Origin of the sequence: Kitasatospora sp. NPDC008050, from assembly GCF_042957465.1 — a bacterium.
GTDB lineage: Bacteria > Actinomycetota > Actinomycetes > Streptomycetales > Streptomycetaceae > Kitasatospora.
Genome location: NZ_JBIBIJ010000045.1, coordinates 1 through 14,053, shown reverse-complemented (window position 1 = coordinate 14,053; position 14,053 = coordinate 1). Strand labels below are relative to the sequence as shown.

The window sequence follows — 14,053 nt, the reverse complement described above, 5'->3', positions numbered from 1 at the left end:
GGACGTTGCATGTCGATGAGCCGTCGCCGCATGTGGATTGGTCGGCGGGTGCGGTGGAGTTGTTGGTGGAGGAGCGGGTGTGGCCGCGGACGGGGCGGCCGCGTCGGTCGGGTGTCTCGTCCTTCGGGCTGAGCGGTACCAACGCTCACGTCATCCTGGAGCAGGCACCCGCCGTGGCCGAGGCCGCGCCGGTGTCGGCACCCACCACCCTCCCCACCGTGCCGCTGCTGCTCTCCGCGCGCACCGAGCCGGCGCTGCGCGGTCAGGCGGAGCGGCTGCTCTCCCGGGCCGGCACCGAGCCCGGCCAGGCCGAGCTGCTGGACCTGGCCTACTCGTTGGCGACCGGCCGGGCCGCGCTGGAGCACCGGGCCGTCGTGGTGGCCGACGACGAGCAGGGGTTCCTGGGGGGTCTTGAGGGGTTGGTCTCGGGGGAGCCCGGTGCGACCGTGGTCCGGGGCTCGGCCACGGGCGGCAGGTTCGCCTTCCTCTTCACCGGCCAGGGCAGTCAGCGGCTGGGCATGGGAGCGGAGTTGCACAAGACGTACCCGGTGTTCGCCGAGGCCTATGACACGGTCTGCGCGGAACTCGACCAGTACCTGGAGACGCCGCTGAAGGAGGCCGACGCGCTGATCGACGAGACGGCCTACACGCAGCCGGCGCTCTTCGCGCTGCAGGTGGCGCTGTTCCGGCTGCTGGAGTCCTGGGGTGTCCGGCCGGACTTCCTGGCGGGGCACTCGATCGGTGAGCTGGCGGCCGCGCATGTCGCGGGCGTGCTCTCCCTCGCCGATGCCGCCCGGCTGGTGGCCGCGCGTGGTCGCCTGATGCAGGCGCTGCCGTCGGGTGGCGCGATGGTGGCCGTCCAGGTGAGCGAGGCGGACGTGCTGCCGCTGCTGGCAGGCCGGTCGGACGTGGGTATCGCCGCCGTCAACGGCCTTACCTCCGTGGTTCTTTCGGGCGCCGAACAGGCGGTCCTTGAGGTCGCGGAACAGCTGGACTGCAAGACCAAGCGCCTGACCGTCAGCCACGCGTTCCACTCCCCGCTGATGGACCCGATGCTCGCCGAGTTCCGTGCCATCGCGCAGCAGTTGAACTTCAGCGCCCCCACCATCCCGATCGTCTCGACGCTCGACCGGTCCGCGGACCTCACCACCGCCGACTACTGGGTGCGCCATGTCCGCGAGGCCGTCCGCTTCGCCGACGCCATCGAGATCCTGGAGCGCGAAGGTGTGCGCACCTTCGTCGAGCTGGGCCCCGACGCCACCCTCACCACGCTCGCCCAGGACACCGTCAGTGCCGAGGACGCGCACTTCGTGCCGACCCTGCGCGCCGACCGCTCCGAGGCCCGGACGCTGACCACCGCGCTCGCCCGGGTCCACGCGAACGGCGCCGCCGTCGACTGGGCCGCCTACTTCGCCCACACCGGCGCCCGCCGGGTCGACCTGCCCACCTACGCCTTCCAACGCGAACGCTACTGGCCGCGTCCGTCCGCCGACGCCCCGCCGGTCGCCGCCGGTGCCCCGGACGAGGTGGACGCCCGGTTCTGGGAGACCATCGAGCGTGAGGACCTCGAAGAGCTGACCGCCACCCTCGGCCTGGACGGCGACCAGCCGCTCAGCGCGGCGCTGCCCGCGCTCTCGACCTGGCGTCGGCAGAGCCGCGCCCGGTCCGCCGTGGCCGGCTGGCGCTACCAGGTCGACTGGCATCCCGTCACCGGCTCGCCCGCTGCCGCGCTCACCGGCAACTGGCTGGTCGTCACCCCGGTCGTCACCCCGGCCGTCACCCCGGGCGTCACCTCGACCGCCACTCCGGGCGTCACCCCGGCCGCCACCGTGCCCGGCGCCGACGAGTCCGCCGCGGCGGTCCTCGCCACGCTGCTCGGGCACGGCGCCGAGGCCCGGCAGCTCACCCTCGGCGCAGCGGACACCGACCGCGCCGCCCTGGCCGACCGCCTGCGCACCGAACTCGCCGGGACCGGCCCGCTGGCCGGCGTGGTCTCACTGCTCGCCTTCGACGAGGTCCCGCACCCCGCGCACCCCGCGCTGCCGGCCGGCCTGGCGGCCACCGCGCTGCTGGTGCAGGCGCTGGGCGACGCCGAGCTGACGGCGCCCCTGTGGTGCCTGACCCGCGGCGCCGTCACCACCGGCCCCGCCGACCGCCTGACGAACCCCGTGCAGGCGCAGGTCTGGGGTCTGGGCCGGGTGGTGGCGCTGGAGCACCCCGACCGCTGGGGCGGTCTGATCGACCTCCCGGCAGCGCTGGACGAGCGCGCGCTCGCCCGGCTGGCCGAGACGCTGAGCGACGGCACGGAGGACCAGGTCGCCCTGCGTGCCTCGGGCCTGCTCGCCCGCCGTCTGGTGCGCTCCCCGCGGAGCGAGGCCACCGGCTGGCGGCCGTCCGGCACCGTCCTGGTCACCGGCGGCACGGGTGCGCTGGGCGCGCAGGTGGCCCGCTGGCTGGCCCGCGGTGGCGCCGAGCACCTGGTGCTCACCAGCCGGCGCGGCCCGCAGGCGCCCGGCGCGGCCGAACTGCGCGACGAGCTGACCGGCCTGGGTGTCACCGTCACCATCGCCGCTTGCGATGTGGCCGACCGCGCGGCGCTCGCCGGGCTGCTCGGCTCGCTGGAGCGGCCGCTGAGCGCGGTCGTGCACGCGGCCGGCGTGGTGGCCGACGCCGCCCTCAAGGACAGCGAACTCGCCGACCTGGCCCGGGTGATCGACGCCAAGGTGACCGGCGCGGCGAACCTGGACGCGCTGCTCGGCGACACCGAGCTGGACGCCTTCGTCACCTTCTCCTCGATCGCCGGTGTCTGGGGCAGCGGCGGCCAGGCAGCCTACGCCGCCGCCAACGCCTTCCTGGACGCCCTGGTGGAGAGCCGCCGGGCCCGCGGCCTCGCCGGCACCTCGGTGGCCTGGGGCCCCTGGGGCGAGGCCGGCATGGCGGCGGGCGAGGCTGCCGAGGAGCACCTGCGCCGCTTCGGCCTGCCGGTGATGGACCCCGTGGCGGCGCTGATCGGCCTGCAGCTCGCCCTGGGCAGCGGTGCGGCCACGGGCGTCGTCGCCGACGTCGACTGGGCCCGCTTCGCGCCGACCTTCACCGCCGCCCGGCCGCGCCCGCTGCTGGGCGAACTGGCCGAGGTGCGGCAGGTGCCGGCGGACCAGCAGGCCACCGCCGTACCGGCCGAGGGCGGCCGGGCGACCGGACTGCGGACCAGGCTGGCCGCCATGACCGGCGCCGACCGCGAGCGCACGCTACTCGAACTGGTGCGCGGCGAGGTGGCCACCGTGCTCGGGTACGCCGGGGCGCACGCGGTCGACCCCGCCCGGGCCTTCCAGGCGCTCGGGTTCGACTCCCTGACGGCGGTCGAGCTGCGCAACGCGCTCAACACGGCCACCGGCCTCAAGCTCCCGGCCAGCGCGGTCTTCGACTACGCGACGCCGGCGGCCCTCGCCGGGCACCTGCGCGACGAGCTCTTCCCGGACCAGGCGGATGCCGCCCTGGACCCGGAGGAGGCCGAGCTGCGCCAGGCGCTCGCGGCCATCCCGCTGGCCCGGTTCCGGGAGGTCGGCCTGCTGGAGACCCTGCTGAAGCTGGCCGATCCCGGCGTCGACAGCGCGGTCCCGGACGGCGGCGACGACCTGGACCTGATCGACTCGCTCGACCTCGACAGCCTGATCGACCTCGCTCTCGACAGCAACGATTCCTGACCCGTCCGAAGTGCGGAGCCCATGATGACCACGCCGAACGAAAAAGTCGTTGCCGCGCTTCGGGCCTCCATCAAGGAGACCGAGCGGCTGCGGCGGCAGAACCAGCAGCTGATGGCGGCCGCGAAAGAGCCGATCGCGATCGTCGCGATGAGCTGCCGGTTCCCCGGCGGCGTGGCATCACCCGAGGCGCTGTGGCGGCTGGTCGCCGAAGGCGTCGACGCGATCGGCGAGTTCCCGGCCGACCGCGGCTGGCAGCTGGCCGACCTGTACGACGCGGACCCCGACCGCCAGGGCACCTTCTACGCCCGCGGCGGCGGATTCCTGGCCGGCGCCGACCGCTTCGACCCGGCGTTCTTCGGCATCTCGCCGCGCGAGGCGCTGGCCATGGACCCGCAGCAGCGGCTGCTGCTGGAGGCCTCCTGGGAGGCCTTCGAGCGGGCCGGCATCGACCCGCGGACGGTGCGCGGCAGCCGGACCGGCGTCTTCGTCGGCGCCTCCGCCTCCGGCTACGCGGGCGTGGCCGACCAGCTGCCGGACGGGGTCGAGGGCTATCTGCTCACCGGCAACGCGGCCGCCGTGGTCTCCGGCCGGGTCTCTTACACCTTCGGTTTCGAGGGCCCGGCCGTCACGGTCGACACCGCCTGCTCCTCCTCGCTGGTCTCGCTGCACCTGGCCGTTCAGGCGCTGCGCAACGGCGAGTGCTCGCTGGCGCTGGCCGGCGGCGTGACGGTCCTCGCCACCCCGGACGTGTTCGTCGAGTTCAGCCGCCAGCACGGCCTGGCCGCCGACGGGCGCTGCAAGGCCTTCGCCGCCGGGGCCGACGGCACCGGCTGGTCCGAGGGCGTCGGCATGCTGCTGGTCGAGCGGCTCTCCGACGCGCGGCGCAACGGCCACCCCGTGCTGGCCATCGTGCGCGGCTCGGCCGTCAACCAGGACGGCGCCTCCAACGGTCTGACGGCGCCGAACGGCCCCTCGCAGCAGCGGGTGATCCGCCAGGCGCTGGAGAACGCGCGGCTGAAGCCCGAGCAGGTCGACGCGGTGGAGGCACACGGCACCGGCACCACCCTCGGCGACCCGATCGAGGCGCAGGCGCTGCTCGCCACCTACGGCCAGGACCGGCCCGCGGACCGGCCGTTGCGGCTGGGCTCGCTCAAGTCGAACATCGGGCACACTCAGGCGGCGGCCGGCGTCGCGGGCGTGATCAAGATGGTCATGGCGATGCGGCACGGCGTGCTGCCGCCGACCCTGCACGTGGACGAGCCCTCGCCGCACGTGGACTGGTCAGCGGGTGCGGTCTCGCTGCTGACCGAGGCCACCGCCTGGCCGGGGACCGGCGAGCCGCGCCGGGTCGGCATCTCGGCGTTCGGCGTGAGCGGCACCAACGCGCACACCATCCTGGAGCAGGCGCCGGAGCTCGCACCCGAGCCGGTCACCGAGGTGACCGCCGCGCCCTCGGTACTGCCCGTGGTCCTCTCCGCGAAGAACGAGGAGGGCTTGCGCTCTCAGGCCGAGCGGCTGCTGCCGGTGGCCGAGGACGCCGAACCGCTCGATCTGGCGCACTCGTTGGCGACCGGCCGGGCGGCGCTGGAGCGTCGCGCGGTGGTGCTGGCGGGTGATCGGGACGAACTGCTGGGCGGGCTGGCCGCGTTGGCGGCGGGGGAGTCGGCGGCCCAGGTCGTCACGGGCTCGGTGGTGGAGGGCCGCACGGCGTTCCTGTTCGCCGGTCAGGGCAGTCAGCGCGCCGGGATGGGCGCGGAACTGTACGACGCCTTCCCGGTGTTCGCCGAGGCCTACGACGCGGTCTGCGCCGAGCTGGACCAGCACCTGGAGACCCCGCTCAAGGATGCCTCCGACCAGCTCGACCGGACGGCCTGCACCCAGCCCGCGCTCTTCGCGATCGAGGTGGCACTGTTCCGCCTCGTCGAATCCTGGGGCCTCACCCCGGACTTCCTGGCGGGGCACTCGATCGGTGAGCTGGCTGCCGCGCACGTCGCGGGCGTGCTCTCGCTCACCGACGCGGCCCGGCTGGTGGCCGCGCGTGGCCGCCTGATGCAGGCGCTGCCCGCCGGGGGCGCGATGGTGGCTGTCCAGGCGAGCGAGGCGGACGTGCTGCCGCTGCTCGCCGACCGTACGGACGTCGGTATCGCCGCCGTCAACGGGCCTTTGGCCGTGGTGCTTTCGGGCACCGAGCAGGCGGTCCTGGAGGTGGCCGGGCAGCTGGACCGCAAGACGAAGCGCCTGACCGTCAGCCACGCGTTCCACTCCCCGCTGATGGAGCCGATGCTCGCCGAGTTCCACGCGATCGCCTCGGAACTCACCTTCCACGCTCCGACCATCCCGATCGTCTCCACGCTCGACCAGTCCGCAGACCTCACCACCCCCGCCTACTGGGTGCGCCACGTCCGCGAGGCCGTCCGCTTCGCCGAGGCCATCGCGACCCTGGAGCGCGAAGGCGTCCGCACCTTCGTCGAGTTGGGCCCGGACGGCGTGCTCAGCGCGATGGGCCAGGAGAACGCCACCGCCGAGTCCACCGCCTTCGTGCCCGCCCTGCGCGCCGGGCGCCCGGAGGCCCGCACCCTCACCGCCGCTCTCGCCCAGCTCCACACACGCGGCCTGGCCGTGGGCTGGACGGCGGTCTTCGCCCGTACCGGTGCCCGCCGGATCGACCTGCCCACCTACCCCTTCCAGCGTCAGCGCTACTGGCTCGAAGGCGGCACCTCGACGGGTGACCCCGCCTCGCTCGGGCTGGTCGCCGCCGGGCACCCGCTGCTCGGCGCGAGCATCGAACTCCCGCACTGGGAGGGCCTGGTGTTCACCGGCCGGCTCTCTGTTCGGACCCAGCCGTGGCTGGCCGACCACGCCGTGCTGGGCTCGATCCTGCTGCCGGGCACCGCGTTCGTGGAGCTGGCGATCCGCACCGGCGACCAGGTGGGCTGCTCGGTGCTGGAGGAGCTGACCCTGGAGGCCCCGCTCGTCCTGAGCGGGCACGGCGGTGTCCACCTGCGCCTGGCGCTGGGAGCGGTGGACGAGTCGGGTCGCCGCCCGCTGAGCCTGCACTCGCGCCAGGAGGACGCCGAGGCCGAAGAGCCGTGGACGCGGCATGCCACCGGTGTGCTCGCCCCCGGCAGCGCCGCCGAGCCGCCGGCCGAGTCCGCCGCCTGGCCGCCGCCCGGTGCGCAGGCCGTGGACGTCACGGACCTCTACGAGCGCCTCACCGCGGCCGGGTTCGGCTATGGCCCGGTCTTCCGAGGGCTGCGGGCCGCCTGGCGGCGGGCCGATGAGGTGTTCGCCGAGGTGGCGCTGCCCGAGGAGGCCCGCGACGGCGCCGCCGCCTTCGGCCTGCACCCGGCGCTGCTGGACGCCGCGCTGCACGCGGTGGGCCTGGGCAGCCTGCTGGACGACACCGGCCGCGGCCGGATCCCGTTCGCCTGGAGCGGTGTCACCCTGCACGCCTGGGGTGCCACCGTGCTGCGCGCCCGCCTGTCACGCACCGGGCCGGACGCGATCACGCTGGAGCTGGCCGATGAGACCGGCCGACCGGTCGCCTCGGTCGACTCGCTGGTGCTGCGCGAGGTCTCCGAGGCGCAGGTCCGGGCCACCCGAGGCGGGTTCACCGACTCGCTCTTCCAGGTGGCGTGGCAGCCGCTCACGGTGTCGCCGGCCTCGCCCGGGCGCTGGGTGGCGCTGGGTGCCGAGGTGTTCGGTGCGCCTGTCTTTGCTGATCTCGCCGCGCTGGGTGCGGCGGTGGACGGTGGCCTGACCGTACCCGACGCGGTCTTCCTCGCCCTCCCGCCGGCCGCCGAGGTCAGTGCGGCTGTCGTGCGCGAGGCGCTGCACGGTGTGCTCGCGGTGGTGCGGGAGTGGCTGGCGGACGAGCGGTTCGCCGAATCGCGCCTGGTGCTGGTCACCCGGGGCGCGGTGGCGGCCGACGCGAGCGGCCTCACCGACCTTGCGCAGGCCCCCGTCTGGGGCCTGGTGCGCTCCGCGCAGTCGGAGAACCCGAACCGGTTCGTCCTGCTCGACCTCCCCGCCGACGGGGCCTCCCCGGAGCTGCCGGCGGGCGCGCTGGCCACCGATGAGCCGGAACTCGCCCTCCGCGCGGGCACCGTGCGGGTGCCTCGCCTGGCACGGGTGGCTGCGGCGGTCGATCCGCTGCCGGTCTTCGAGGCGGACGGCACGGTCCTGCTGACCGGCGCCTCGGGCACCCTGGGCGGTCTGGTGGCCCGGCACCTGGTGGCCGAACACGGCGTGCGCAGCCTGCTGTTGGTCTCCCGTCGTGGCGCTGACGCGCCCGGCGCGGCCGAACTGGTGGCTGAGCTGGCCGAGTCGGGCGCCACCGCGATCGTCGCCGCCTGCGATGTGGCGGACCGTGACGCGTTGGCCGACCTGTTGGCGGTGCACCCGGTCTCGTCCGTGCTGCACACCGCCGGTGTGCTGGACGACGGCATCGTCTCCTCACTCACGCCCGAGCGGCTCGACACGGTGCTGCGCCCGAAGCTGGACGCGGCCCTCAACCTGCACGAACTCACCGACAATCTCAGCGCGTTCGTCCTCTTCTCGTCCGCCGCCGGCACCTTCGGCGGCCCGGGACAGGGCAACTACGCCGCCGCGAACGTCTTCCTGGACGCGCTCGCCGCCCAGCGCCGCGCATCCGGTCTCGCCGCCACCTCGCTCGCCTGGGGGCTGTGGGCCGAGGGCGCCGGGATGGCCGCCGCACTCGGGGACGGCGACGTCGACCGGATGGCGCGCTCCGGCGTGCGAGGTCTGACGGCCGCCGAGGGCCTGGCGCTCTTCGACGCCGCCCTCGGTGCCGACACCGCGACCGTGCTCCCGATGCGGCTGGACCTCGCCGCGCTGCGCAAGGACGCGGGCCCCGAGATCGCGCCGCTGCTGCGCGGTCTGCTGCGGGCGCCCGCCCGCCGCGCCACCCGCGCGGGCTCGGCCGGCGGCTCGGAGCTGACCGCCCGCCTGCTCGCGCTGCCGGCCGGTGAGCGCGAGGCCGCGCTGCTGGAGCTGGTCCGTGCCCGGGTGGCGGCCGTGCTCGGCTACGCCGACGCGAGCGCTGTCGAGGGCGGCCGGGCGTTCAAGGAGCTGGGCTTCGACTCGCTGACCGCCGTCGAGCTGCGCAACGAGCTGAACGGTGTCACCGGCCTTCGCCTGCCCGCCACGCTGATCTTCGACTACCCGAGCCCGCTCGCTCTCGCCGCCTTCCTGCGCACCGAGTTGCTCGGCGAGGAGTCGGCGGCGACCGTCACCGGTCCGGCCCCGGCCGTCACCGATGACCCGATCGCGATCGTCGGCATGGCCTGCCGCTACCCGGGCGGCGTCGAATCGCCGGAAGACCTCTGGCGGCTGGTCCTCGACGGCGAGGACGCGATCTCCGGCTTCCCGGCCGGCCGCGGCTGGGACCTGGACGGCCTCTACCACCCCGACCCCGACCACCAGGGCACCAGCTACGCCCGCGAGGGCGGCTTCCTGCACGACGCGGGCCTCTTCGACCCGGCGTTCTTCGGCATCTCGCCGCGCGAGGCCCTCGCCATGGACCCGCAGCAGCGCCTGCTCCTCGAAGTCTCCTGGGAGGCCGTCGAGCGCGCGGGCATCGACCCGACGACCCTGCGCGGCAGCCGGACCGGCGTCTTCGCCGGGCTGATGTACCACGACTACACCTCGGGTATCGGCGAACTGCCCGAGGGCGTCGAGGGATACCTCGGCACGGGCAACTCCGGCAGCATCGTCTCCGGGCGTGTCGCCTACACCTTCGGGCTCGAAGGCCCGGCGGTCACCGTGGACACCGCCTGCTCCTCCTCGCTGGTGGCCCTGCACTGGGCGATCCAGGCGTTGCGGACCGGCGAGTGCACGATGGCGCTGGCCGGCGGCGTGGCCGTGATGGGCACACCCGAGACCTTCGTCGACTTCAGCCGCCAGCGGGGCCTTGCGGCCGACGGCCGCTGCAAGTCCTTCGCCGCCGCCGCCGACGGCACGGGCTGGGGCGAGGGCGCGGGCATGCTCCTGGTCGAGCGGCTCTCCGACGCGCAGCGCCTCGGGCACCCGGTGCTCGCCGTGGTGCGCGGCTCGGCGGTCAACCAGGACGGCGCCAGCAACGGTCTCACGGCCCCCAACGGGCCCTCGCAGCAGCGCGTGATCCGCCAGGCCCTGTCGGCGGCCGGGCTGACCGCCGACCAGGTCGACGCGGTGGAGGCGCACGGCACCGGCACCACACTGGGCGACCCGATCGAGGCCCAGGCGCTGCTGGCCACCTACGGGCGCGAGCGCGCGCAGGACGAGCCCCTCTGGCTCGGCTCGATCAAGTCCAACATCGGCCACACCCAGGCCGCCGCCGGTGTCGCGGGCATCATCAAGATGGTGATGGCGATGCGCCATGGCGTGCTGCCGCGCACCCTGCACGTGGACGAGCCCTCGCCCACCGTCGACTGGGCTGCCGGTGCGGTCGAGCTGCTGACCGAGGCACGGCCCTGGCCGCGGCGCGACCGGCCGCGTCGCGCCGCGATCTCCTCCTTCGGGATCAGCGGCACCAACGCGCACACCATCCTCGAACAGGCCCCGGCCACCACCGCGCACACCCCGGCCGCCGCCGAACCGGTGCGCACGCCCGTGCTGCCGTGGCTGCTGTCGGCGAAGAGCGGCGACGCGCTGCGCGCCCAGGCCGAGCGGCTGCGCGCCTTCCTGGTGCACCGGCCGGCAGCCGAACCCGCCGATGTGGCCTACTCCTTGGCCACCACCCGGGCCGCCCTGGAACACCGCGCGGCGCTGGTCGCCGAGGACCGCGATGAACTCCTGCGCGCACTGGGCATGCTGGTCGCGGGGGAGCCGGCCGCCGGTGCGGTCCGCGGCACGGTGATGCCGGGCAAGCTCGCGTTCCTGTTCACCGGTCAGGGCAGCCAGCGGCTCGGCATGGGCACCGAACTGTACGCCGCGTTCCCGGTGTTCGCGGCTTCCTATGACGCGGCCTGCGCGGAGCTGGACCGGTACCTGGAGACGCCGCTGAAGGACGCGGGGGCGCTGCTCGACGAGACGGCCTACACCCAGCCGGCGCTCTTCGCGCTGGAGGTGGCGCTGTTCCGGCTCGTCGAGTCCTGGGGTGTCCGCCCGGACTTCCTGGCCGGTCACTCGATCGGTGAGCTGGCGGCCGCGCACGTCGCGGGCGTGCTCTCCCTCGCCGACGCGGCCCGGCTGGTGGCGGCACGCGGTCGCCTGATGCAGGCGCTGCCCGCCGGGGGCGCGATGGTGGCCGTCCAGGCGAGCGAGGCGGAGGTGCTGCCGCTGCTCGCCGGCCGCTCCGACATCGGTATCGCGGCTGTCAACGGGCCTTTGGCCGTGGTGCTTTCGGGCACCGAGCAGGCGGTCCTGGAGGTCGCGGAGCAGCTGGACCGCAAGACGAAGCGCCTGACCGTCAGCCACGCGTTCCACTCGCCGCTGATGGAGCCGATGCTAGCCGAGTTCCACGCGATCGCCTCGGAGTTGACCTTCCACGCCCCGAAGATCCCGATCGTCTCCACGCTCGACCAGTCGGCCGACCCGACCACGGTCGACTACTGGGTGCGCCACGTCCGTGAGGCCGTCCGCTTCGCCGAGGCCATCGAGACCCTGGAGCAGGGCGGCGTCCGTACCTTCGTCGAGTTGGGCCCCGACGGTGTGCTCAGCGCGATGGGCCAGGAGAGCGCCACCGCCGAGCAGACCGCCTTCACGCCGGTGCTCCGCGCCGACCGCCCGGAGGTCCGCACCCTCACCGGCGCCCTCGCCCAGCTGCACACCCGTGGTGTGGCCGTGGACTGGTCGGCCTTCTTCGCCGGCCGGGACGCCCACCGGGTCGACCTGCCCACCTACGCCTTCCAACAGGCCTGGTACTGGCTGGAGTCCGCGGCGCCGGCCGTCGGCAGCCCGGCCGCCGACCCGGCGGACGAGGAGTTCTGGCAGGCGGTGGAGCGCGGGGACCTGGACACGCTCGCGGCGACGCTCGATGTCGAGGCCCGCAGCGAAGGCCCGCTGGGGACCCTGCTGCCCGCCCTGTCCACCTGGCGCCGCCGGCACCGCGACCGTTCCCTCGTGGACGGCTGGCGCTACCAGGCCAGTTGGCGGCTGGTCGCCGACGGCGGCGGCGCCGCACCGGCGGGTCGCTGGCTGGTGGTGGTGCCGGTCGGCAGGGCCGAGGACGCCGTGGTGCTGGACACGCTGCACCTGCTGGTCGACCGGGGCGTCGAGGTGCACCGGATCGACATCGCGGTGGCGGACGCCGACCGCGCCGGTCTCGCCGATCGACTGCGGCAGTCGGCGGCCGCCGACGCGCTGACCGGCGTGCTGTCGCTGCTCGCACTGGACGAGGAGACGGCCGTCGCCGGGACGCTGGCGCTGATCCAGGCCCTGGGCGATGCCGGGGTCGCCGCGCCGCTGTGGTGCATGACGCGCGGCGCCGTCTCGATCGCGGTGGCCGAACGGCTGGCGAACCCCGCGCAGGCCCAACTCTGGGGCCTGGGCCGGGTGGCGGCGCTGGAACATCCCGAGCGCTGGGGCGGTCTGATCGACCTGCCGCAGATCGCGGACGACCGCGTGCTGGGCCGCCTGCTCGGTGCCCTGGGCGGGGCGGGCGGCGAGGACCAACTCGCGGTGCGCACCTCGGGCGTCTTCGCCCGCCGCCTGGTGCGCTCGGCGCCCGGCGAGGCGCTGGGCTGGCAGCCGTCGGGCACCATCCTGGTGACCGGCGGCACGGGTGCGCTGGGTGCCGAGGTGGCGCGCTGGCTGGCCTGCAACGGCGCCGAGCAGCTCGTGCTCACCAGCCGGCGCGGCCCGGACGCTCCCGGTTCAGCCGAACTGGTCGCCGAGCTGGGCGCGTTGGGTGCCGAGGCGATCGTTGTGGCGTGCGATGTGGCCGACCGCGCGGCGCTGGCCGAGCTGTTGGCGGCGCACCCGGTCTGCGCCGTCTTCCACACCGCGGGCGTGCTCGACGACGGGGTGCTCGACGGCCTGAGCGCCGAGCGGTTCGCCGCTGTGGCCCGGCCGAAGGTCGACGCCGCCCGCAACCTGCATGAACTCACCGGCGATCTCAGCGCGTTCGTACTCTTCTCCTCGATCGCGGGCGTCATCGGCAGCGCCGGGCAGGCCAACTATGCGGCCGCCAACGCCTACTTGGACGCGCTGGCCGAGCAGCGCCGGGCCGACGGCCTGCCCGCCACCTCGATCGCCTGGGGCCCGTGGGCCCAGGGCGGCATGGCCGATGACGAGGCACTCGCCGAGCGCCTGCGCCGTGGTGGCCTGCGCACCATGGCCCCGGAGTTGGCCCTCGCCTTCCTGCACCGTGCGCTCGCCACCAGGGATGTCGCGGTGGCCGCTGCCGACCTGGACTGGGCGCGGTTCACGCCGTCCTTCGTCGCGGCCCGGCCCACCCGCCTCCTCGACGAACTGCCCGAGGCCCGTGCGGCGATCGAGCAGGCCACCTCGGTGGCCGGCGCCGACCCCGTCACCGGCACCCTGGCGCAGCGCCTGGCCGGTCTCGCCCCGGCCGAGCAGGAGCGCGCGCTGCTCGACGTGGTGCGGGGCAACGTGGCCGCCGTGCTCGGCTACGCCAAGCCGGACTCCGTGGAGGTCGGCAAGGCGTTCCGCGAACTCGGCTTCGACTCGCTGACCGCCGTCGAGTTCCGCAATCTGCTGGGCACCGTGACCGGCCTGAGCCTGCCCAGCACCCTGGTCTTCGACTACCCGACCACGGCCGCGCTGGCCGACTACCTGCACACCGAGCTGCTCGGCGGCACCCGGGCCGCCCCGGCGGTGGTTGCGGCGGGCGCGGTTGACGATGAGCCGATTGCGATCGTGGCGATGAGCTGCCGGTTCCCGGGTGGTATCGCGTCGCCCGAGGAGCTGTGGGAGTTGCTCGTCTCGGGGCATGATGCGATCTCCGGGTTCCCGACCGATCGTGGCTGGGACCTCGCCTCGCTCTTCGGCACCGACTCCGACGACGCGCACGTCTCGCACACTCGCAGCGCCGGTTTCCTCCAGGGCGTGGCCGAGTTCGACCCGACGTTCTTCGGGATCTCGCCGCGTGAGGCGTTGGCGATGGACCCGCAGCAGCGGCTGCTGCTGGAGACCTCCTGGGAGGCCTTCGAGCGGGCGGGCATCGACCCGGCCGTGCTGCGCGGCAGCCGGACCGGCGTCTATGTCGGCACCAACGGCCAGGACTACCTCCAGCTGGCGATGGACGGCGCCCAGGACCTTGCCGGGTTCCTCGGCACCGGCAATGCCGCCAGTGTGGTGTCGGGGCGGTTGTCCTACACGTTCGGTCTGGAGGGGCCGGCGGTGACGGTGGATACGGCGTGTTCGTCGTCGTTGGTGGCTCTGCA

General features: G+C 74.6%; 2 protein-coding genes. Both read left to right on the top strand.

The window, feature by feature from the left end; genetic code table 11:
- Nucleotides 1–3,704: SDR family NAD(P)-dependent oxidoreductase (locus ACFZB9_RS36695; protein WP_391454479.1), on the top strand; the 3,704-nt coding region annotated here is incomplete at its 5' end.
- 24 nt (nt 3,705–3,728) lie between these two features.
- On the top strand, nt 3,729–14,053 hold a 10,325-nt coding region (locus ACFZB9_RS36690; protein WP_391454476.1), incomplete at its 3' end, for a type I polyketide synthase.